Origin of the sequence: Escherichia sp. TW09308 (assembly GCF_000208565.1) — a bacterium.
Lineage (GTDB): Bacteria > Pseudomonadota > Gammaproteobacteria > Enterobacterales > Enterobacteriaceae > Escherichia > Escherichia marmotae.
The window spans coordinates 4262237-4283896 of record NZ_AEME01000001.1; the positions used below are offsets into that span (position 1 = coordinate 4262237).

Consider the following 21660-nt stretch of genomic DNA (forward strand, 5'->3'; position numbering starts at 1 on the left):
TTATGGCAAAATCAGCACTGTTCACGGTGCGTAATAATGAGTCCTGTCCAAAGTGTGGGGCTGAATTGGTTATTCGATCCGGGAAACATGGGCCGTTTCTCGGGTGTTCACAGTATCCGGCATGTGACTATGTCCGTCCCCTGAAATCATCTGCGGACGGCCATGTTGTCAAAGTTCTGGAGGGGCAGGTTTGCCCTGTATGTGACGCAAACCTTGTGTTACGTCAGGGGCGCTTCGGTATGTTTATTGGTTGCAGTAACTACCCTGAATGCGAACATACCGAAATTATCGATAAACCGGACGAAACGACAATTACATGCCCTCAATGTCGGACGGGCCATCTGGTCCAGCGCCGCTCTCGTTATGGTAAAACGTTTCACTCCTGCGATCGCTACCCGGTGTCAATTTGCTATTAACTTCAAACCTATAGCCGGTGAGTGTCCTGAGTGTCACTATCCGCTACTCATCGAAAAGAAAACCGCGCAGGGTGTAAAACATTTCTGTGCCAGTAAACAATGTGGAAAGCCGGTTTCGGCGGAATAATAACGTGAATAATAACCTGCAAGAAGATGCTATCGCGACTGCGGTAGATGTCCTCAATGAAGAACGAGTCATCGCTTACCCAACGGAAGCCGTTTTCGGTGTCGGGTGTGATCCTGATAGTGAAACAGCAGTAATGCGACTGTTGGAGTTAAAACAGCGTCCGGTTGATAAGGGGCTGATTTTAATCGCGGCAAGTTACGAGCAGCTCAAACCTTATATTGATGACAGCATGCTGACGGACGCGCAGCGTGAAACCATTTTTTCTCGCTGGCCAGGTCCTGTCACCTTTGTCTTTCCCGCGTCTGCGGCAACGCCGCGCTGGTTGACAGGGTGCTTTGATTCGCTTGCTGTCCGAGTCACCGACCATCCGTTGGTGGTTGCTTTGTGCGAGGCTTATGGTAAACCGCTGGTTTCTACCAGTGCCAACTTGAGTGGGTTGCCGCCCTGTCGAACAGTAGAAGAAGTTCGCAGACAATTTGGTGCGGAGTTCCCGATTGTGCCAGGTGAAACGGGCGGTCGTTTAAATCCTTCAGAAATTCGCGATGCCCTGACGGGTGAACTGTTTCGACAGGGGTAACATGATGCAAACCTATGCTGTTTTTGGTAATCCGATAGCCCACAGCAAATCACCATTCATTCATCAGCAATTTGCACAGCAACTGAATATTGAACATCCCTATGGACGCGTACTGGCGCCAATCAATGATTTCATCAACACATTGAATGCTTTCTTTAGTGCTGGTGGTAAAGGTGCGAATGTGACGGTGCCTTTTAAAGAAGAAGCTTTTGCCAGAGCAGATGAACTTACTGAGCGGGCGGCGTTGGCTGGAGCGGTTAATACACTCAAGCGGTTAGAAGATGGACGCCTGCTGGGTGACAATACTGATGGCGTAGGTTTGTTAAGCGATCTGGAACGCCTGTCTTTTATCCGCCCCGGCTTGCGTATTTTGCTCATTGGCGCTGGTGGGGCATCTCGGGGTGTATTACTGCCACTTCTTTCTCTGGATTGTGCGGTGACAATCACTAACCGAACGGTTTCTCGCGCGGAAGAGTTGGCTAAATTATTTGCGCATACTGGTAGTGTTCAGGCCTTGAGCATGGACGAACTGGAGGGGCACGAGTTCGATCTCATTATTAATGCGACATCCAGTGGTATTAGTGGCGATGTTCCGGCGATTCCGGAATCACTCATTCATCCAGGAATTAGTTGTTATGACATGTTCTACCAGAAAGGGAAAACGCCTTTTCTGGTATGGTGTGAGCAGCACGGTTCAAAGCGTAATGCTGATGGTTTAGGAATGCTGGTGGCGCAGGCAGCGCATGCTTTCCTTCTTTGGCATGGTGTTCTGCCCGACGTGGAACCGGTCATTAAACAATTGCAACAGGAGCTGTCCGCGTGAATCAGGCAATCCAGTTTCCAGACAGGGAAGAGTGGAGCGAGAGTAAAAAATGCGTATGTTTTCCTGCTATTGTGAATGGTATGCAATTGACTTGTGCGATTACTGGTGAGAGTCTGGCGCATCGTTTTGCCGGAGATACGCCAGAACATTGGTTAGCGAATTTTCGTCAACATCGCTGGGATCTGGAAGAAGAAGCTGAAAGCTTGATTCAGGATCAAGGCGAAGATGATCAAGGTTGGGTTTGGTTACCCTGATCCAGATACTCGTCTTTCCATTTCACGTAGTTATTAGCTGAATAGCGTAACGCAGATTTTTCTTCATCAGTTAACGGGCGGATCTGTTTGACGGGGCTACCGAGATACAGATATCCGCTCTCCAGGCGTTTATTTTGTGGGACCAGACTACCCGCTCCAACCATCACATCATCTTCTATTACAGCGCCATCAAGTAAAATTGAGCCCATCCCAACCAGTACACGATTCCCAATGGTGCATCCATGAAGCATGACTTTATGCCCAACTGTAACATCATCCCCCACGATCAATGGATTACCTTGAGGATTGGCCGTCGATTTATGGGTCACGTGTAGGACACTGCCATCTTGTATATTCGTTCGGGTGCCAATCTGAACATAATTCACATCACCACGAATCACGACGAGCGGCCAGATCCCCACATCATCAGCCAGACGAACATCACCAATAACCACACTACTGCTGTCGATCATGACTCGTTGACCGATTTGTGGAAAAAGATCCCGGTATGGGCGTAGAGCGTCAGACATACTTACCTCAGCGAAAAATGATTTAACTATGACTTTGGGTGCTTTATTAGCCTTAAGCAAGTGTTTTGCTATGTAAAAATGCGCCATTTTGCATGCGAATGCAGCAAAAAGGCTGAAAAAACAACAAACAGAAAAAAAGATCAAAAAAGTACTTGTGCAAAAAAATGGGATCCCTATAATGCGCCTCCGTTGAGACGACAACGTGAAACACTTCACAAGATGGTCGGAACGACACGAAGCACTTGTGCCGCATCCGGTAGCCGTGCGCTGATGCTCGATGCGACGCTTTGCGCGTCTTATCAGGCCTACGGTCTACGGGCAAAATGTAGGCTGGGTGAGGCGCTTGTGCTGCATCCGGTAGCTGTGCACTGATGCTCGATGCGACGCTTTGCGCGTCTTATCAGGCCTACGGTCTACGGGCAAAATGTAGGCCGGATAAGGCGCTTGTGCTGCATCCGGTAGCCGTGCACTGATGCCTGATGCGACGCTTTGCGCGTCTTATCAGGCCTACGGTCTACGGGCGAAATGTAGGCCGGGTGAGGCACTTGTGGCGCATCCGGTAGCTGTGCGCTGATGCTCGATGCGACGCTTTGCGCGTCTTATCAGGCCTACGGTCTACGGGCGAAATGTAGGCCGGATAAGGCGTTTACGCCGCATCCGGCATGAACAACGCGCACAGAATGCCGCCCATCACTGCGCCTTCACCCACTCCATCACTTCCGCCCACTCACCGCGAAAGACAACTTTTTCCGCTTTTTTCTCAAGCTGATAGCGATACATCGGGTCGTAATACTCTTCAAGCAGCGGCACCAGCCAGGCCATATGACCGTCGGTGCTGCCGGTTGCGAGTTGCGTTGTCAGCGCCGCATCCAGCCGTGCCGCCAGTTCGTTATAGCGCTGTAATCCCAGCCGACGCTTAATTGCTGAAAGCCCATGATGCAGGTACTCGCAATACTCTTGCCAGCCCTGTTCTTCACCATATGCATGGGTAAAATCATGATGCATACGCAGGAAATACTCTTCGTTCAGGCGTTCAAGACGGATCTCAAACGGGTCTTCCACCACCGCAATCGCCGCCTGGGTCATTCGCTCGCGCAGACATTCCGGAAGGTGATTTGAACCAATCATCCGGCTTTCATCTTCCAGCACCCACAGGTGCAGATCCTGACGGGCGTCGGTTTTTAGCATTTCGGCGGCCAGCAGGTTTTCAAAACTCGCCTGGCTAAGTTGTGGTTGTAACGTGCGACCAAAAGCAGAACCACGATGGCGCGCCAGCCCTTCCAGATCAACACCGTTCGGTTGCTGTTGCACTAACAGCGTTTTGCCGCTGCCGGTACAACCGCCAATCAGCACTATCGGTTTTTTTGACAGTTCAATGGTCGCCTGAATCGCGGTCTGGCGCAGTGCCTTATAACCGCCTTCCACCAGCGGATAATCAATCCCTGCGTCATGCAGCCAGCGTTGCACAATATGTGAACGTTGACCGCCGCGGGCACAGCAGAGAATACCTTGTGGATTTTGCAGGCACGCTGCCCGCCAGGCGTCCATGCGATGCTGACGAATTTCACCCGCCACCAGTTTATGCCCCAACGCCAGCGCCGCCTCTGATCCTTGCTGTTTATAGCAGGTGCCAACGGCGGCGCGTTCATCGTTATTCATTAACGGCAGGTTGATAGCGGCGGGCATTGCGCCTTGCTCAAACTCGATGGGGGCACGAACATCAATAATGGGCGTATCAGCAATCAGCAGGGCACGATAGTCCTGTTCCGTGTATCTCTCTTGCATAGTAAAAAGTGAACCTCAAATCAGCTTGCGCGCTATTTTACGCGCCAACGCGCAAGGAAACTTGATTTTTAACTACGTGGGTTGCCGAAAATTTCTAAAAAACCGCTGATTTCCGGCCTGCGCTGGGTAAACAAGGTCACAATATCTTCCACCGCTTTGCCGCTGCCAAACTTGCGCCATGCCAGACTTAATGGCGAAGGAGGGCGCATCGTCGGGATGACCCGGCTGACCAGTTGTTGATTATCAATCATCGACTGGCAAAGTGATTTTGGCAAAAAACCAATGCCAACGCCCGCCAGATGGGCGGCGATTTTCGTTTCCATATCAGGAACAATAATTTCCTTTTGTCCCGGCAAACGCCAGGCGACGCGTTTGGTTAAGGTTCGGGCGCTGTCTTCAATATTGACCGCCGGAAAGCGCCGTAACTGCGCTTCTGTTAGCGGCTCTTCAACGTTCGCCAGCGGATGATCCGCCGCGATAACAAAGCGCCATTGCACCGAACCTAAAGGATCAAGGCTAAAAGTATTTGCCAGTGCTTCGGTCCCCGTGACGCCGATAGCCAGGGAAAAGCCTTCGTACAATAGCGAATCCCAGACACCCATATAGATTTGTCGGGAGATGTGAAACTGGGTAAAGGGATAACGTTCATTCAGCCACGCCAGCAGTTGGGCGACGGCCTGGGGGTTGTAGAGCAGGTTGTTGATGACGATATTCACCTGGCGTTCCACGCCATCATTCACCTGTTGCAGCTCGCTGGGCATACTTTCCAGCCAGCTCAGCCAGTCTCTGGCCTGACAAAGCAGATGCTCGCCTGCCGCTGTCAACGTCACGCTGCGAGTCGTGCGGAAAAACAACGCCACCCCGGTATTCTCTTCCAGAAGTTTAATGCGATAACTGATAGTCGCCGTGGTTTTACATAATCGTTCAGCCGCTTTTGAAAAACTTCCTGTTTCAGCAACAGCAATAAAAGTTCGCAAGGTTTCTGGATCAAACATCTTCAGGTATCCCATTTTAAATCAGCAAGTTGCATGATTTTCTTGTCCTTTGATTTACCTGTATTTTCACATGATAACCCTGCATGATTTGTGGACTAAATCTGGTTTTGGAAAAATATTCCAACTTTTGTATTGATGTTGTTCTCTTAAGGTTTTAGATTGCCTGTTATTGAAACCTGGCTGACCGGTCGGCGGTGGTTGAACGGAATTATGTTACAAGGACAAAAAGATGAAACTTCAGGTATTACCGTTAAGTCAGGAAGCCTTCAGTGCTTATGGCGACGTTATCGAAACGCAGCAACGGGATTTTTTCCATATAAACAATGGACTGGTGGAGCGTTATCACGATTTGGCGCTCGTTGAGATTCTTGAGCAAGACCGGACGCTTATCAGCATTAACCGCGCGCAACCGGCGAATCTGCCGCTGACCATCCACGAACTCGAACGCCATCCGTTGGGCACCCAGGCATTTATTCCGTTGAAAGGGGAAGCGTTTGTGGTGGTCGTGGCGTCAGGTGATGAAACCCCAGATCTGTCAACGCTGCGGGCGTTTATCACCAACGGTGAGCAGGGGGTGAATTACCATCGTAATGTCTGGCACCATCCGCTTTTCGCCTGGCAGCAGGTTACCGATTTTCTGACCATCGATCGCGGCGGCAGTGACAACTGTGATGTCGAAAGTATTCCTGAACAGGAACTCTGTTTTGCGTGACGCCTGGAACCGACTTGCATAAGATAAACTAATTGTTCATTGTTTATGCTCACTTGTAGGTCGGAGTTAACGTAGGTATGACGGAAGTTAGACGGCGCGGCAGGCCAGGACAGGCAGAGCCTGTGGCACAGAAGGGCGCACAGGCGTTAGAACGGGGAATTGCGATCCTGCAATATCTGGAAAAAAGTGGGGGAAGTTCATCGGTTAGCGATATTTCTCTCAATCTGGATTTGCCGCTCTCAACGACCTTTCGCTTGCTGAAGGTTTTACAGGCAGCGGATTTTGTCTATCAGGACAGTCAGTTAGGCTGGTGGCATATAGGATTAGGTGTCTTTAACGTCGGCGCGGCGTATATCCATAACCGCGATGTCCTCTCCGTTGCCGGGCCGTTTATGCGCCGCCTGATGTTGCTTTCCGGCGAGACGGTCAATGTCGCAATTCGTAACGGCAATGAAGCGGTTTTAATTGGTCAGTTAGAGTGTAAATCGATGGTCAGGATGTGCGCGCCGCTGGGCAGTCGTCTGCCGTTACATGCTTCCGGCGCAGGCAAGGCGCTGCTTTATCCGCTGGCGGAAGAGGAGCTGATGAGCATCATCCTGCAAACCGGTTTGCAGCAGTTTACGCCAACGACGCTTGTGGATATGCCCACCTTGCTGAAGGACCTGGAACAAGCGCGTGAACTGGGCTATACCGTAGATAAAGAAGAGCATGTTGTAGGCCTGAATTGCATAGCTTCAGCAATTTACGACGATGTAGGTAGTGTTGTTGCCGCTATCTCTATCTCCGGGCCTTCATCACGACTGACAGAAGATCGTTTTGTCAGCCAGGGTGAGCTGGTCAGAGACACCGCCCGCGATATTAGTACGGCGTTGGGACTGAAAGCACATCCATAGTGTCTGTCGCATCCCGCTCTGCGGAGCGGGTTTTTTTGACAAAAAATGAAAGTTGGAAAATTTTTCCAATTAATAGAAGTAGGAATAAAATGGCAAAAATGAGAGCCGTTGACGCGGCAATGTATGTGCTGGAGAAAGAAGGTATCACCACCGCCTTCGGCGTTCCGGGAGCAGCAATCAACCCTTTCTATTCAGCGATGCGTAAGCACGGCGGTATTCGTCACATCCTGGCGCGTCACGTAGAAGGTGCGTCGCACATGGCGGAAGGCTATACCCGCGCAACGGCAGGGAATATCGGCGTTTGTTTGGGGACTTCCGGGCCTGCGGGCACGGACATGATCACCGCGCTCTATTCTGCTTCTGCTGATTCCATTCCTATTTTGTGCATTACCGGTCAGGCTCCGCGCGCTCGTCTGCATAAAGAAGATTTCCAGGCGGTGGATATCGAAGCTATCGCCAAACCGGTCAGTAAAATGGCGGTTACTGTACGTGAAGCGGCGCTGGTGCCTCGTGTGCTGCAACAGGCATTTCACCTGATGCGTTCTGGTCGTCCGGGGCCGGTACTGGTGGATTTACCGTTCGACGTTCAGGTTGCGGAAATCGAGTTTGATCCTGACATGTACGAACCTCTGCCGGCCTACAAACCTGCTGCCAGCCGTATGCAGATCGAAAAAGCGGTAGAAATGTTAATTCAGGCCGAACGTCCGGTGATTGTTGCCGGGGGCGGGGTAATCAACGCCGATGCCGCGGCGCTGTTACAACAGTTTGCTGAACTGACCAGTGTTCCGGTGATCCCAACGCTGATGGGCTGGGGCTGTATTCCGGACGATCACGAACTGATGGCCGGGATGGTGGGGCTGCAAACCGCGCATCGCTACGGTAACGCAACGTTGCTGGCGTCCGACATGGTGTTTGGTATTGGTAACCGTTTTGCCAACCGTCATACCGGTTCGGTAGAGAAATACACCGAAGGGCGCAAAATCGTCCACATCGATATTGAGCCGACACAAATTGGCCGCGTGCTGTGTCCGGATCTGGGTATTGTCTCTGACGCTAAAGCGGCGCTGATGCTGCTGGTTGAAGTGGCGCAGGAGATGCAAAAAGCCGGGCGTCTGCCTTGTCGTAAAGAGTGGGTTGCAGAGTGCCAGCAGCGCAAACGCACTCTGCTGCGCAAAACCCACTTCGACAACGTGCCGGTGAAACCGCAGCGCGTGTATGAAGAGATGAACAAAGCCTTTGGACGCGATGTTTGCTATGTCACCACTATTGGTCTGTCGCAAATTGCCGCTGCACAAATGCTGCATGTCTTTAAAGACCGTCACTGGATCAACTGTGGTCAGGCAGGCCCGCTGGGCTGGACCATTCCGGCGGCGCTGGGCGTGTGTGCGGCTGATCCAGAGCGTAATGTGGTGGCGATTTCCGGTGACTTCGACTTCCAGTTCCTGATTGAAGAGTTAGCCGTTGGCGCACAGTTCAACATTCCGTACATCCATGTGCTGGTCAATAACGCCTATCTCGGTCTGATTCGCCAGTCGCAGCGTGCATTTGATATGGATTACTGCGTACAGCTCGCGTTCGAAAATATTAACTCCAGTGATGTGAACGGTTATGGCGTTGACCACGTGAAAGTAGCGGAAGGTTTAGGTTGTAAAGCCATTCGCGTCTTCAAACCGGAAGATATTGCTCCGGCCTTTGAACAGGCGAAAGCCTTAATGAATCAGTACCGTGTTCCGGTGGTAGTGGAAATTATGCTGGAGCGTGTGACTAATATTTCGATGGGCAGTGAACTGGATAACGTCATGGAATTTGAAGATATTGCGGATAACGCAGTGGACGCACCGACGGAAACCTGTTTCATGCACTATGAATAAGGGAGATAAATAATGTTACGTTTCTCTGCTAATTTATCGATGTTATTTGGCGAATATGATTTTCTCAGCCGTTTTGAGAAAGCCGCTCAGTGTGGTTTTCGCGGTGTTGAATTTATGTTTCCTTATGACTACGACATTGAAGAATTAAAACAGGTACTGGCGAGTAATAAACTTGAACATACGCTGCATAATTTACCGGCGGGTGACTGGGCGGCAGGCGAGCGGGGTATTGCCTGTATTCCAGGGCGTGAAGAAGAGTTTCGTGATGGCGTAGCAGCAGCGATTCGTTATGCCCGTGCGCTGGGTAATAAAAAAGTTAACTGTCTGGTCGGGAAAACACCAGCAGGCTTCAGCAGTGAACAGATTCACGCAACGCTTGTGGAAAATCTGCGTTATGCCGCGAATATGCTGATGAAAGAAGATATTTTATTATTGATTGAGCCAATCAACCATTTCGATATTCCTGGTTTTCATCTCACCGGAACTCAGCAGGCACTGAAACTGATTGAAGATGTTGGCTGCTGCAATGTAAAAATCCAGTATGACATTTATCATATGCAACGGATGGAAGGTGAATTAACCAATACCATAACCCAATGGGCCGATAAAATTGGTCATCTGCAAATCGCTGATAATCCACATCGCGGCGAACCAGGAACCGGAGAAATTAATTACGATTATCTCTTTACGGTAATTGAAAATTCTGACTACAACGGTTGGGTTGGGTGTGAATATAAACCCCAAACCACTACGGAAGCCGGTTTACGCTGGATGGAACCGTACCGTTAAAACGTAACGCTGTTCAGACAATGCTTTTTTAGGCCGCAACATCGGCAGGGGATCGTGTTGTCTGAATTCAGGAATGGCGACATTTAAAAGAGGTTAATTATGAAACTGGGATTTATTGGCTTAGGCATTATGGGCACCCCGATGGCCATTAATCTGGCGCGTGCCGGTCATCAATTACATGTCACAACCATTGGACCGGTTGCTGATGAATTACTGTCACTCGGTGCCGTTAATGTCGAAACCGCGCGCCAGGTAACGGACGCTGTCGACATCATTTTTATTATGGTGCCGGATACGCCGCACGTTGAAGAGGTTCTGTTTGGTGACAATGGCTGTACTAAAGCTGCGCTGAAGGGCAAAACCATTGTTGATATGAGTTCTATTTCACCGATTGAAACTAAACGTTTTGCTCGTCAGGTAAATGAACTGGGTGGTGATTATCTCGATGCGCCCGTTTCCGGCGGTGAAATTGGCGCGCGTGAAGGGACGTTGTCGATTATGGTTGGCGGTGACGAAGCGGTATTTGAACGCGTGAAACCGCTGTTTGAACTGCTCGGTAAAAATATCACCCTCGTGGGCGGTAACGGCGACGGTCAAACCTGCAAAGTGGCGAACCAGATTATCGTGGCGCTCAATATTGAAGCGGTTTCTGAAGCCCTGTTGTTTGCTTCGAAAGCCGGTGCTGATCCTGTGCGTGTGCGTCAGGCGTTGATGGGTGGCTTTGCCTCCTCGCGCATTCTGGAAGTTCACGGAGAGCGTATGATTAAACGCACCTTTAATCCGGGCTTCAAAATCGCTCTGCACCAGAAAGATCTCAACCTGGCGCTACAAAGTGCGAAAGCGCTGGCGCTGAATCTGCCAAACACCGCGACCTGCCAGGAATTATTTAATACCTGTGCAGCAAACGGCGGCAGCCAGTTGGATCACTCTGCGTTAGTGCAGGCGCTGGAATTAATGGCGAATCATAAACTGGCCTGATAAATGAGCATCATGGCTGATGAAGCTACGATGCCCGCAATAAATAATGGCCGATATCAAATAATTGATTCGGCCTGCAGTAAAAAAGAAAGCAGCCAACGATGTTGCTTCAGTATTAAATCTATTTTTTATTTTATTAGTTCCTCATAGCTAGATTAAAACAGCGTTATTCAATACGTGAAATTAAGAGGGATTTATGGAACATCAGAGAAAACTATTCCAGCAACGTGGCTATAGCGAAGATCTATTACCGAAAACGCAAAACCAGCGGACCTGGAAAACATTTAACTATTTTACCTTATGGATGGGGTCGGTACATAACGTTCCCAACTACGTAATGGTAGGTGGCTTTTTTATTCTCGGCTTGTCTACCTTTAGTATTATGCTGGCAATTATCCTTAGTGCCTTTTTTATTGCAGCGGTAATGGTATTAAACGGTGCGGCGGGCAGTAAATACGGCGTACCATTTGCCATGATCCTGCGTGCTTCTTACGGTGTACGTGGCGCACTGTTTCCCGGATTATTAAGAGGTGGTATTGCCGCTATCATGTGGTTTGGCCTGCAATGCTACGCGGGGTCACTGGCCTGCTTGATCCTGATTGGCAAAATCTGGCCGGGGTTTTTAACTCTCGGTGGTGATTTCACTCTGTTAGGACTTTCTCTACCCGGCCTGATTACCTTCTTGTTTTTTTGGCTGGTTAACGTTGGAATTGGCTTCGGTGGCGGCAAAGTTTTAAATAAATTCACCGCCATTCTTAACCCGTGCATCTATATCGTTTTCGGTGGCATGGCGATTTGGGCGATTTCGTTGGTTGGGATCGGTCCAATCCTCGACTACATCCCCAGTGGTGTACAGAAAGCAGAAAACAGTGGTTTCCTGTTCCTGGTGGTGATAAACGCGGTGGTTGCGGTCTGGGCAGCACCGGCGGTAAGCGCATCCGACTTTACGCAAAACGCCCACTCGTTTCGTGAGCAGGCGCTGGGGCAAACGCTGGGTCTGGTCGTGGCCTATATTCTGTTTGCGGTTGCTGGGGTAAGTATTATTGCCGGAGCCAGTATTCATTACGGCGCTGATACCTGGAACGTGCTGGATATTGTTCAACGTTGGGACAGCCTGTTCGCCTCATTCTTTGCGGTACTGGTTATTCTGATGACGACCATTTCGACTAACGCCACCGGTAATATTATTCCGGCCGGTTATCAGATTGCTGCTATTGCACCGACGAAACTGACCTATAAAAACGGCGTACTGATTGCCAGTATTATCAGCCTGCTGATCTGCCCGTGGAAATTAATGGAAAATCAGGACAGTATTTATCTGTTCCTCGATATTATCGGCGGAATGCTGGGGCCGGTAATTGGTGTGATGATGGCTCACTATTTCGTGGTCATGCGTGGGCAAATTAATCTTGATGAATTGTATACCGCATCCGGTGATTTTAAATACTACGATAACGGCTTTAACCTTACCGCGTTCTCAGTAACTCTGGTGGCGGTTATTTTATCTCTCGGCGGTAAATTTATTCCGCTCATGGAACCATTATCTCGAATTTCATGGTTTGTCGGCGTTATCGTCGCCTTTGCGGCTTACGCTTTATTAAAAAAACGCACAGCAATAGAAAAAACAGGAGAACAAAAAGTCACAGGTTAATTAATCCCGATATTGAACATTGAGTTAAAAAACCAATCTGTATTTTACAAGGAGTTTGTTATGTCTTTTGATTTAATTATTAAAAACGGCACTGTCATTTTAGAAAATGAAGCTCGCGTTGTAGATATCGCCGTTAAAGGCGGAAAAATTGCCGCTATCGGTCAGGAGCTGGGCGATGCAAAAGAAATTATGGATGCGTCTGGTCTGGTGGTCTCTCCGGGCATGGTTGATGCGCACACCCATATTTCTGAGCCAGGTCGCAGCCACTGGGAAGGTTATGAAACCGGCACTCGCGCAGCGGCAAAAGGCGGTATTACCACCATGATCGAAATGCCGCTCAACCAGTTGCCAGCTACCGTTGACCGCGCTTCTATTGAACTGAAGTTTGATGCCGCTAAAGGCAAGCTGACTATCGATGCGGCACAACTCGGTGGCCTGGTGTCTTACAACATCGACCGTCTGCATGAGCTGGATGAAGTGGGCGTTGTCGGCTTCAAATGCTTCGTCGCAACCTGTGGCGATCGCGGTATCGACAATGACTTCCGTGACGTCAATGACTGGCAGTTCTTCAAAGGCGCGCAGAAGCTGGGCGAACTGGGTCAGCCGGTGCTGGTGCACTGCGAAAACGCGCTGATCTGTGACGAACTGGGCGAAGAAGCGAAGCGTGAAGGCCGCGTAACCGCGCATGACTATGTCGCTTCGCGCCCGGTATTTACGGAAGTGGAAGCGATTCGCCGCGTACTGTATCTGGCAAAAGTTGCCGGTTGCCGTCTGCACGTTTGCCACATCAGCAGCCCGGAAGGTGTTGAAGAAGTGACTCGTGCGCGTCAGGAAGGTCAGGACGTTACCTGTGAATCCTGCCCGCATTACTTTGTGCTGGATACCGATCAGTTTGAAGAAATAGGCACTCTGGCGAAGTGTTCACCGCCGATCCGCGATTTGGAAAACCAGAACGGCATGTGGGAAAAACTGTTCAACGGTGAAATCGACTGCCTGGTTTCTGACCACTCTCCATGCCCTCCTGAAATGAAAGCCGGTAACATCATGAAAGCATGGGGCGGTATCGCTGGTCTGCAAAGCTGCATGGACGTGATGTTCGATGAAGCGGTACAGAAACGTGGTATGTCTCTGGCCATGTTCGGCAAATTAATGGCCACCAATGCGGCGGATATTTTCGGTTTGCAGCAAAAAGGTCGTATCGCCCCAGGAAAAGATGCCGACTTCGTCTTCATTCAGCCGAATAGCAGCTATGTTCTTACCAATGACGATTTGGAATATCGCCACAAAGTCAGCCCGTATGTTGGCCGTACCATTGGCGCGCGTATCACGAAAACCATCTTACGTGGTGATGTGATTTACGACATCGAACAGGGCTTCCCTGTTGCGCCTAAAGGTCAATTTATCCTTAAACATCAGCAGTAATCTGGCCCCTGCAATGCCCGCCGCGTGCGGGCATTCTCCGGTTAAGGTGTGTTTATGTTCAATTTTGTAGTCAGCCGCGAAAGCCTGTTATCAGGGTTTCAGTGGTTTTTCTTTATTTTTTGCAACACCGTTGTGGTTCCTCCTACGTTGCTTTCGGCTTTTCAGTTGCCGCAAAGTAGCCTGCTTACGCTCACCCAATATGCTTTTCTCTCTACCGCGCTGGCCTGCTTTGCTCAGGCATTCTGCGGTCATCGTCGCGCAATTATGGAAGGGCCGGGGGGCCTGTGGTGGGGAACCATCCTCACCATCACCCTCGGAGAAGCGTCGCGCGGTACACCGATCAACGATATCGCCACCAGTCTGGCGGTGGGAATTGCGCTCTCCGGCGTACTGACAATAATGATTGGTGTTAGTGGCTTAGGTCATCGCCTGGCGCGGTTATTTACCCCGACGGTGATGGTGCTGTTTATGCTGATGCTTGGCGCACAACTGACCAGCATCTTTTTTAAAGGTATGCTCGGGCTGCCGTTTGGCATAGCCGATCCTGATTTTAAAATTCAGTTACCGCCGTTCGCGCTCTCGGTGGCGGTAATGTGTCTGGTGCTGGCGATGATTATCTTTCTGCCGCAACGTTTTGCCCGTTACGGCTTGCTGGTCGGCACGATAACCGGGTGGTTGTTATGGCATTTTTGCTTTTCGTCCTCGCATTCGCTTTCCGGTGAGTTGCACTGGCAGTGGTTCCCGCTCGGCAGTGGTGGCACGTTGTCACCGGGAATTATTCTGACGGCGGTGATTACCGGTCTGGTTAATATCAGTAATACCTACGGTGCGATTCGCGGTACAGATGTTTTTTATCCGCAACAGGGCGCGGGGAATGCGCGTTATCGTCGCAGCTTTGTGGTGACCGGATTTATGACCCTGATAACCGTACCGTTGTCGGTAATTCCATTCTCGCCGTTTGTTTCATCAATTGGTTTATTAACCCAGACCGGCGATTACTCGCGACGCTCGTTTATTTATGGCAGCGTTATTTGTCTGCTGGTGGCGCTGATTCCTGCACTTACACGACTGTTCTGTAGTATTCCATTACCGGTGAGTAGCGCGGTTATGCTGGTTTCTTATCTACCGCTGCTCTTTTCTGCTCTGGTATTTAGCCAGCAAATAACTTTTACCGCTCGCAATATTTATCGCCTCGCATTGCCGTTATTTGTCGGCATATTTTTAATGGCATTACCGCCTGTGTATCTGCAAGATCTTCCATTAACGCTTCGTCCTCTACTCAGTAACGGCCTACTGGTCGGAATTTTACTGGCTGTTCTTATGGATAATCTAATTCCGTGGGAACGCATCGAATAATTTGTTGAAAAAGGATTAATAATGAAAATTGTCATTGCGCCAGACTCTTTTAAAGAGAGCTTAAGTGCAGAAAAATGTTGTCAGGCAATTAAAGCTGGATTTTCGACCCTCTTTCCCGATGCGCACTATATCTGTTTGCCGATAGCGGATGGTGGAGAGGGGACGGTTGATGCGATGGTTGCTGCGACGGGCGGCAAAATCGTGACGCATGAAGTCTGTGGACCGATGGGCGAAAAAGTGAATGCTTTTTATGGCATTACTGGGGATGGGAAAACGGCGGTGATCGAGATGGCGGCGGCAAGTGGCCTGATGCTGGTCGCACCTGAAAAGCGTAATCCGCTACTGGCGTCAAGTTATGGCACCGGTGAGTTAATTCGCCATGCGCTTGATAACAGCATTAGTCATATTATTCTCGGCATTGGCGGCAGCGCGACGGTAGACGGCGGCATGGGCATGGCGCAGGCACTCGGTGTGCGTTTTCTCGATGCTGATGGTCTGGTGCTGGCGGCAAATGGCGGTAATTTAGCCCGTGTGGCAAGCATTGAGATAGAGGAGCGCGATCCGCGTCTGGTGAGCTGCCATATCGAAGTCGCGTGCGATGTCGATAACCCGCTGGTAGGGGCACGCGGTGCGGCTACGGTGTTTGGCCCACAAAAGGGGGCAACGCCGGAAATGGTCGAAGAGCTGGAACAGGGGCTGCAAAATTACGCCCGTGTTTTACAACAGCAAACTGAAATTAACGTCTGCCAGATGGCAGGTGGCGGCGCAGCGGGCGGAATGGGCATTGCGGCGGCAGTGTTTCTCAATGCGGATATCAAACCGGGTATTGATATTGTGTTAAATGCGGTCAATCTTGCGCAGGCGGTGCAAGGTGCGGCGCTGGTGATCACCGGTGAGGGGCGCATTGACTCACAAACGGCAGGCGGTAAAGCGCCGCTGGGTGTGGCGTCAGTGGCGAAGAAATTAAATGTCCCGGTGATTGGGATTGCTGGCGTATTGGGTGATGGCGTGGAAGTGGTGCATCAATATGGTATCGACGCTGTTTTCAGTATACTGCCGCGGCTGGCACCTTTAGCCGAAGTGCTCGCCAGTGGTGAAACCAATCTCTTTAACAGCGCGCGGAATATTGCCTGTGCCATTAAAATAGGTCAGGGAATTAAACTCTGATTCTTACCTTAATAAAGTGGATGCGGTTCATATCGCATCCGTTCAGATTACTGACAACGTGCGTGTTGTGTATGCCGGTTCCGTCCTGGAAATCGCGAAAATTATCATGTAGGCCTGATAAGTGAAGCGCATCAGGTAATGTTGCGAAAAAAAAGCCACGGTATAAACCGTGGCGAAATCCAACATAGCTAAAATAAAAATCTCAGCGAGAGTGGTATTAATTAAATCTCAACGTCGCGGTTGCAATCTTTCGAATAAATATAACTAAACGCTTCACCGCGCCCTACGCCATAACCGGCTTGCAAGGAATATGCGCCCATAAAGATGTAATCGCCTTTTTTCACTGGGATCCAGTTATTGTCGAGGTTATAAACCCCCTGACCGGAAAGAATATAGGCACCGTGTTCCTGAACGTGGGTTTCGATATAACCGTGGCTGGCACCTGGCGCAAAAGAGAGGATATGCATGTTCATATCAAAGCCTAACTCTTTTGGCAGGAAGTCCAGCAGGATCACATCGTCCATACCTTCATAGTGAATACGTTCCAGTTCATTTGCATTGCCAGAAACCAGCCACGGCGCATGGCCTTCTACCGGAATATAACGGCGCTTATATAAGAAGATTTGGCTGTCTTCGGTCTGGGAATTAACAAACGTCATTAAGGAACCTGGCGGGCAATACAGATACCCACCTTCGCTTAAGTCAAATTTTTTCCCTTCAGCTTCGGCAGTGATATTTCCAGAAATCACATACAGGAAAGTTTCTATCCCATCGCCGCCGAAACCCTGCTGATTACCGCCGTTTTGATGCAGCGTGACCAGATAATCGACAAACGTAGCGCCCAGCTTTGGTGTAGACAGGATCGTCGAGTCACAATTTTCAAAGCCCGGAATAATATTTTTCACCAGGCCGTCTGGGGTTAACAGTGCGAAATTACCGTGTTTCACAATCGCGCGGTTAGCCAGTAAATCATCGCGGTAACCCGTGACGTTATTTAAATATCCCATTTATGACTCCTTATTTCTGCCAGGCAAGTTGATAAAGCATGAGTGCCAACGTTTTGACCCCTTCGGCAAGGTCGTTAATATTGGTGCGTTCCGCCGGGTTATGGCTGATCCCGTTAATGCTGGGAATGAAAATCATGCAGGTCGGCACGCGAGGCGCGAAAATTTGCGCGTCGTGTCCGGCACCGCTGTGCATTACCCGATAGTTCAGGGCTTCCTTCTTGCACAGCTCCGTCAGGGTGGCGACCAGTTCTTTGTTCATTGGCACGGGTTCTTCATCCATCCATAAATCGATATCAATACCGATATCCATTTCATCGCAAATCGCCCGCATGTCGTTTTCTAACCGTTGGGTGAAATCACGCAACACGGCGGCGTCAGTATGGCGACAATCAATAGTGAAAGTGGTTTTCCCCGGCACCACATTCACCGTATTCGGGCGCGGCTCCACCTTGCCAAAGGTGAGCACCAGCGGATCGCCCATCTTTTTCGCTTTTTCAACCGCTTGATTGCAAATGCGACTGAACGCGTAGACCGTATCACGACGATAGCCCATCGGCGTGGTGCCTGCATGGTTTGATTCGCCGTTCAGCGTCACCGTGTAGCGACGTTGCCCGACAATTGCATTCACGATGCCAATTGATTGACCATTACTTTCCAGCACACAACCTTGTTCAATATGCAGTTCGACAAAGGCTTTGATGTCCTCGCGTGGTGGTAGCGGCGCGTTCGGCAGGGCAAATCCGCAGGCGAGCATCGCATCAAGGAAGCTGTTGCCTTTGGCATCACAGATATTCCGCACATCGTCAGGATTCGCCAGACCGAAAATGTTTTTACTGCCCCAGAAGACATATGGGAAGCGGCTGCCTTCTTCTTCTGCCATCGCCACCACTTCGACTGTACGCAGCGGCGCGCCGTATTGCGTTTTCAGCCAGTCAATTGCCAGCCACGCCGCCAGTGCGCCGAATTGCCCGTCAAGGTTACCGCCGTTAACAACGGTATCGATATGCGAACCGCTCAGAACCACTTCCTGTGGGTATTCGGTGCCGCTCAGGCGGCCGTATAAATTCCCCACTTTGTCGAAATGTGTTTCCAGCCCGCTGACGGCCATTCTTTTTTTGAATTGTTGCTGGGTTTCCAGCCATTCCGGCGAATAAAGTAAACGGGTCATTCCACCCGTTGGGTCTGCGCCAAAAGAGGAAAGCCAGGGCAGCGTTTCTTCTATGGCCTGGCGAAAATGTGTGATCATAGGAAAGTCCTGTCTCAATTATTATTGTGCAAAGGGATTTTTCGTTTCATATGACGTGTTATAAAGCGCGTCGGAAATTAAATACTGGTAAATATCATCAACAATCTCGATACCTTCGACGGCGGCTTTGCGTTGTTTAATATCTTGATCCTGTCCGGGATAATAAACCTGGCTAAAACCGGGCGCGGGGGTAATGGCATTTAATTCGCACATGGTCTGGCTAAGATGTTGTCGGAATAATTCGCTGGAGGAGAAAAAGTCAGGATTAATTACCAGATGTAATTGCCCCAAATTACGTCCGGCGTGTAAATCGTCATACATTGAACTGACCTGACGCCCGAACGGTAAACCGAGTAACACGCCTGAAAGCAGATCAATCATCATCATCAGGCCATAACCTTTCGGTCCGGCAGCGGGCAGCAGGGCGTTAACCGAGAATGGATCGGCTGTTGGTGCTCCGTTTTTATCGACCGCCCAGGTATCCGGAATAGACATATTGCGCGAGCGCGCGTCGAGTACTTTCCCCCATGCCTGTACGGTAGTCGCCATATCAAAGGTAAGGATCTCGTCACTTTCTCCCGGCGCGGCAAAGGCCAGCGGGTTAGTACCGTAGTAAATTTCCGCCCCGCCAAATGGCACCACCATGGGATCGGACTGACACATCGAAATGCCAATTAATCCGGCGTGAGCTGCCTGCTGCACAAAATAAGAGATTGCACCGCTGTGCCCCATCCGGCTAATGCCGACCACGGCAACGCCATTTTGTTGGGCGGTTTTGATGGCATGTTCCATAGCCATTTTTGCGGCAACCTGCCCGGCGGCGTTGTCGGCATGTAAAATTGCCGAGCACGGCCCTGTCTCCTCAAGACGGAATGCCGGTTCGCGGTTAGTGCCGCCTTTTGAAATGCGTTCTGCGTAGTATTCCACGCGTACCGCGCCATGAGAGTGGATCCCTCTGGCATCGGCGTAAACCAATACTTCAGCAACGGTTGCAGCGTGCTCACGTTTTAACCCAGCCAGGCAGAGTTTATTCTCAATTAGCTGGTGGAGTGTTTCCCGACTGATTTTCATCTGTCTTCCTTTTTAACGACGGTGTGAAGCATGACTGCAATTAACATACAGGGAAAATATCTGGATTATGTGATCCAGACAGGCAAAAAAATATAGTTAGAATTTATTTGATAATCCGCCTGTTTTTAATCTGATTTTTAAAATTACGTCGCTTGTTAAAAAATAACACGTAATGCTCTGGCGGTTATTTGATTTATTTTACTAATAATCTCTGTGTGATGTTTATCACCTTATTTACCATCGGCCGACGATACCGTAGTTGACACATTAATACTGCTCGTGCAATTGCCATGGGTGCAATTTTTAAGGAGTTGTTATGATCCACGCCTTTATTAAAAAAGGGTGTTTTCAGGATTCGGTCAGTTTAATGATTATTTCACGAAAACTCAGCGAATCAGAAAATGTTGATGATGTTTCCGTAATGATGGGTACGCCCGCTAATAAAGCGTTATTAGAGACTACAGGTTTCTGGCATGACGATTTTAATAACGCTACGCCGAACGATATTTGCGTGGCAATTCGTAGCGAAGCGGCGGATGCGGGGATCGCGCAGGCGATTATGCAGCAGCTTGAAGAGGCGTTAAAGCAACTGGCGCAGGGGACGGTCAGCAGCGAGGCGTTAACGCAGGTGCGCCGCTGGGATAGCGCCTGTCAGAAATTACCCGACGCTAATCTGGCGCTGATTTCAGTGGCGGGTGAGTACGCGGCGGAACTGGCTAATCAGGCGCTGGATCGCAACCTCAACGTGATGATGTTCTCCGATAACGTCACGCTGGAAGACGAAATCCAACTCAAAACTCATGCGCGGGAAAAAGGCTTGCTGGTGATGGGGCCGGATTGCGGTACGTCGATGATTGCCTCTACGCCGCTGGCTTTCGCTAATGTGATGCCGGAAGGCAATATTGGTGTCATTGGCGCTTCTGGTACAGGGATCCAGGAATTGTGCTCGCAGATTGCGCTGGCAGGGGAGGGGATCTCCCACGCAATTGGTCTGGGCGGGCGCGATCTCAGCCGTGAAGTGGGCGGCATCAGTGCGCTGACGGCGCTGGAAATGCTCAGTGCAGACGAGAAAAGCGAAGTGCTGGCGTTTGTCTCAAAACCGCCAGCCGAAGCCGTGCGCCTGAAAATTGTTAATGCCATGAAAGTAACCGGCAAACCGACGGTGGCGCTGTTTTTAGGTTATACCCCGACGGCGACTCGTGACGAGAATGTGTGGTTTGCCTCCTCGCTGGATGATGCCGCGCGTCTGGCTTGCCTGCTTTCACGCGTTACAGCGCGACGTAACGCGATAGCTCCGGCCAGCAGTGGATTTATTTGCGGCTTGTATACCGGCGGTACGCTGGCAGCCGAAGCGGCGGGATTACTCGCCGGACATCTGGGCGTGCCAGCCGACGATGCCCATCATCACGGCATGATGCTGGACGCTGATGGTCACCAGATCCTCGATCTGGGCGATGATTTCTACACCGTCGGGCGTCCCCATCCGATGATCGACCCGACGTTACGTAATCTGTTGATTGCCGATCTCGGTGCTAAACCACAAGTGCGTGTATTGCTACTCGATGTGGTGATTGGTTTTGGTGCGACTGCCGATCCTGCCGCATCGCTGGTAAGCGCATGGCAACAAGCCTGTGACGCCCGTCCAGATAGTCAACCTCTGTATGCCATTGCCACGGTGACGGGTACTGAACGTGACCCGCAATGCCGTTCGCAACAAATTGCCACACTGGAAGATGCGGGGATCGCGGTGGTCAGTTCACTGCCAGAAGCCACGTTGCTGGCGGCGGCGCTGATTCATCCGCTTTCGCCAGCCACGCATAAATACACTCCATCATTACTGAAAAACGTCGCTGTGATTAACGCCGGGTTACGCAGTTTTGCGCTGGATCTTCAAAGTGCCAGCAAACCGGTAGTGCATTACCAATGGGTGCCAGTCGCTGGCGGCAATAAAAAACTGGCTCGTTTATTAGAACGTTTGCAATAAGGGGTT

Annotated in this window: 20 protein-coding genes and 1 pseudogene; 15 read left to right on the forward strand and 6 right to left on the reverse strand. The window is 50.3% G+C overall.

What is annotated here, in order from left to right:
- The first annotated feature begins 2 nt into the window (after nt 1-2).
- The 4 genes and pseudogenes from ESM_RS01000000125465 (at nt 3) to ESM_RS0120640 (ending at nt 2197) form a co-directional block, all read left to right on the forward strand.
- Nucleotides 3-543 (forward strand): annotated as a pseudogene (locus tag ESM_RS01000000125465) (topoisomerase DNA-binding C4 zinc finger domain-containing protein).
- 4 nt (nt 544-547) lie between these two features.
- Nucleotides 548-1120: an L-threonylcarbamoyladenylate synthase type 1 TsaC gene (tsaC, locus tag ESM_RS0120630; RefSeq protein ID WP_001517198.1), complete on the forward strand. Its 573-nt coding sequence runs from the start codon at nt 548-550 to the stop codon at nt 1118-1120.
- Between the two features lie 4 nt (nt 1121-1124).
- The gene (aroE, locus tag ESM_RS0120635) at nt 1125-1943 is read left to right on the forward strand and encodes a shikimate dehydrogenase (protein ID WP_001195450.1); all 819 of its coding nucleotides are present in this window, start codon (nt 1125-1127) and stop codon (nt 1941-1943) included.
- On the forward strand, nt 1940-2197 hold the full coding sequence (locus ESM_RS0120640) for a DUF1488 domain-containing protein (RefSeq protein ID WP_001070589.1): 258 nt from the start codon (nt 1940-1942) through the stop codon (nt 2195-2197). Before aroE ends, ESM_RS0120640 begins: the two co-directional genes overlap by 4 nt.
- Here the strand turns inward: ESM_RS0120640 and ESM_RS0120645 are convergent.
- A complete protein-coding gene (locus ESM_RS0120645) occupies nt 2173-2727 on the reverse strand; it encodes a gamma carbonic anhydrase family protein (protein WP_001278230.1) in 555 nt (184 codons plus the stop codon). The genes ESM_RS0120640 and ESM_RS0120645 overlap by 25 nt on opposite strands.
- A gap of 189 nt (nt 2728-2916) precedes the next feature.
- On the opposite strand from ESM_RS0120645, the gene ESM_RS1000000128585 reads away from it, so the two are divergent.
- Complete coding sequence (locus ESM_RS1000000128585; RefSeq protein WP_138922593.1) at nt 2917-3099, forward strand: hypothetical protein; 183 nt, start codon at nt 2917-2919, stop codon at nt 3097-3099.
- 318 nt (nt 3100-3417) lie between these two features.
- Here ESM_RS1000000128585 and mnmH read toward each other — a convergent pair whose 3' ends face one another.
- Both mnmH and allS read right to left on the reverse strand, forming a co-directional pair.
- Nucleotides 3418-4512 carry a tRNA 2-selenouridine(34) synthase MnmH gene (mnmH, locus tag ESM_RS0120650; RefSeq protein ID WP_001158163.1) on the reverse strand — a complete coding sequence of 365 codons (1095 nt, stop codon included), beginning with the start codon at nt 4510-4512 and terminating at the stop codon, nt 3418-3420.
- Between the two features lie 68 nt (nt 4513-4580).
- Entirely contained in the window at nt 4581-5507 is a 927-nt protein-coding gene (gene allS, locus ESM_RS0120655) for an HTH-type transcriptional activator AllS (RefSeq protein ID WP_000460115.1), read from the reverse strand.
- A gap of 229 nt (nt 5508-5736) precedes the next feature.
- Here allS and allA point away from each other — a divergent pair, with 229 nt between their 5' ends.
- The 9 genes from allA to glxK all read left to right on the forward strand — a co-directional run bounded on the left by allA (nt 5737) and on the right by glxK (nt 16346).
- On the forward strand, nt 5737-6219 hold the full coding sequence (gene allA, locus ESM_RS0120660) for an ureidoglycolate lyase (protein ID WP_000776381.1): 483 nt from the start codon (nt 5737-5739) through the stop codon (nt 6217-6219).
- 77 nt (nt 6220-6296) lie between these two features.
- Entirely contained in the window at nt 6297-7112 is an 816-nt protein-coding gene (gene allR / locus ESM_RS0120665; RefSeq protein ID WP_000141275.1) for an HTH-type transcriptional repressor AllR, read from the forward strand.
- 89 nt (nt 7113-7201) lie between these two features.
- A complete protein-coding gene (gene gcl / locus ESM_RS0120670; RefSeq protein ID WP_001515920.1) occupies nt 7202-8983 on the forward strand; it encodes a glyoxylate carboligase in 1782 nt (593 codons plus the stop codon).
- A gap of 12 nt (nt 8984-8995) precedes the next feature.
- Nucleotides 8996-9772, forward strand: coding sequence for a hydroxypyruvate isomerase (hyi, locus tag ESM_RS0120675; RefSeq protein ID WP_000943579.1), 777 nt, complete (start codon nt 8996-8998; stop codon nt 9770-9772).
- Nucleotides 9773-9871: 99 nt separating this feature from the next.
- Complete coding sequence (gene glxR / locus ESM_RS0120680) at nt 9872-10750, forward strand: 2-hydroxy-3-oxopropionate reductase (RefSeq protein WP_000765824.1); 879 nt, start codon at nt 9872-9874, stop codon at nt 10748-10750.
- Nucleotides 10751-10946: 196 nt separating this feature from the next.
- Nucleotides 10947-12401, forward strand: a complete 1455-nt coding sequence (locus ESM_RS0120685; RefSeq protein WP_000401079.1) for an allantoin transporter — start codon at nt 10947-10949, stop codon at nt 12399-12401.
- A 60-nt stretch (nt 12402-12461) separates the two neighbouring features.
- Nucleotides 12462-13823 (forward strand): allantoinase AllB, encoded by a 1362-nt coding sequence (allB, locus tag ESM_RS0120690; RefSeq protein ID WP_000006909.1) that lies wholly within the window; start codon nt 12462-12464, stop codon nt 13821-13823.
- Nucleotides 13824-13877: 54 nt separating this feature from the next.
- Complete coding sequence (locus ESM_RS0120695; protein ID WP_001515923.1) at nt 13878-15179, forward strand: uracil/xanthine transporter; 1302 nt, start codon at nt 13878-13880, stop codon at nt 15177-15179.
- A gap of 21 nt (nt 15180-15200) precedes the next feature.
- A complete protein-coding gene (gene glxK, locus ESM_RS0120700) occupies nt 15201-16346 on the forward strand; it encodes a glycerate 3-kinase (RefSeq protein WP_000706339.1) in 1146 nt (381 codons plus the stop codon).
- A 221-nt stretch (nt 16347-16567) separates the two neighbouring features.
- Here glxK and allE read toward each other — a convergent pair whose 3' ends face one another.
- From allE to allD, 3 genes are read right to left on the reverse strand one after another with little or no spacing between them, the layout of a single operon-like run.
- Nucleotides 16568-17353 (reverse strand): (S)-ureidoglycine aminohydrolase, encoded by a 786-nt coding sequence (gene allE, locus ESM_RS0120710; RefSeq protein WP_000540973.1) that lies wholly within the window; start codon nt 17351-17353, stop codon nt 16568-16570.
- Between the two features lie 10 nt (nt 17354-17363).
- The gene (allC, locus tag ESM_RS0120715) at nt 17364-18599 is read right to left on the reverse strand and encodes an allantoate deiminase (protein ID WP_010380095.1); all 1236 of its coding nucleotides are present in this window, start codon (nt 18597-18599) and stop codon (nt 17364-17366) included.
- 21 nt (nt 18600-18620) lie between these two features.
- Nucleotides 18621-19670 (reverse strand): ureidoglycolate dehydrogenase, encoded by a 1050-nt coding sequence (gene allD / locus ESM_RS0120720; protein WP_000703873.1) that lies wholly within the window; start codon nt 19668-19670, stop codon nt 18621-18623.
- A gap of 316 nt (nt 19671-19986) precedes the next feature.
- On the opposite strand from allD, the gene ESM_RS0120725 reads away from it, so the two are divergent.
- The gene (locus ESM_RS0120725; RefSeq protein WP_000580898.1) at nt 19987-21654 is read left to right on the forward strand and encodes an acyl-CoA synthetase FdrA; all 1668 of its coding nucleotides are present in this window, start codon (nt 19987-19989) and stop codon (nt 21652-21654) included.
- The last annotated feature ends 6 nt before the right edge of the window (nt 21655-21660 follow it).

Coding starts and splice junctions, on each gene's coding strand:
- aroE (WP_001195450.1), top strand. CDS start 1,125: ATGCAAACCTATGCTGTTTTTGGTAATCCGATAGCCCACAGCAAATCA.
- ESM_RS0120645 (WP_001278230.1), bottom strand. CDS start 2,727: ATGTCTGACGCTCTACGCCCATACCGGGATCTTTTTCCACAAATCGGT.
- mnmH (WP_001158163.1), bottom strand. CDS start 4,512: ATGCAAGAGAGATACACGGAACAGGACTATCGTGCCCTGCTGATTGCT.
- allS (WP_000460115.1), bottom strand. CDS start 5,507: ATGTTTGATCCAGAAACCTTGCGAACTTTTATTGCTGTTGCTGAAACA.
- allA (WP_000776381.1), top strand. CDS start 5,737: ATGAAACTTCAGGTATTACCGTTAAGTCAGGAAGCCTTCAGTGCTTAT.
- allR (WP_000141275.1), top strand. CDS start 6,297: ATGACGGAAGTTAGACGGCGCGGCAGGCCAGGACAGGCAGAGCCTGTG.
- gcl (WP_001515920.1), top strand. CDS start 7,202: ATGGCAAAAATGAGAGCCGTTGACGCGGCAATGTATGTGCTGGAGAAA.
- hyi (WP_000943579.1), top strand. CDS start 8,996: ATGTTACGTTTCTCTGCTAATTTATCGATGTTATTTGGCGAATATGAT.
- glxR (WP_000765824.1), top strand. CDS start 9,872: ATGAAACTGGGATTTATTGGCTTAGGCATTATGGGCACCCCGATGGCC.
- ESM_RS0120685 (WP_000401079.1), top strand. CDS start 10,947: ATGGAACATCAGAGAAAACTATTCCAGCAACGTGGCTATAGCGAAGAT.
- allB (WP_000006909.1), top strand. CDS start 12,462: ATGTCTTTTGATTTAATTATTAAAAACGGCACTGTCATTTTAGAAAAT.
- ESM_RS0120695 (WP_001515923.1), top strand. CDS start 13,878: ATGTTCAATTTTGTAGTCAGCCGCGAAAGCCTGTTATCAGGGTTTCAG.
- glxK (WP_000706339.1), top strand. CDS start 15,201: ATGAAAATTGTCATTGCGCCAGACTCTTTTAAAGAGAGCTTAAGTGCA.
- allE (WP_000540973.1), bottom strand. CDS start 17,353: ATGGGATATTTAAATAACGTCACGGGTTACCGCGATGATTTACTGGCT.
- allC (WP_010380095.1), bottom strand. CDS start 18,599: ATGATCACACATTTTCGCCAGGCCATAGAAGAAACGCTGCCCTGGCTT.
- allD (WP_000703873.1), bottom strand. CDS start 19,670: ATGAAAATCAGTCGGGAAACACTCCACCAGCTAATTGAGAATAAACTC.
- ESM_RS0120725 (WP_000580898.1), top strand. CDS start 19,987: ATGATCCACGCCTTTATTAAAAAAGGGTGTTTTCAGGATTCGGTCAGT.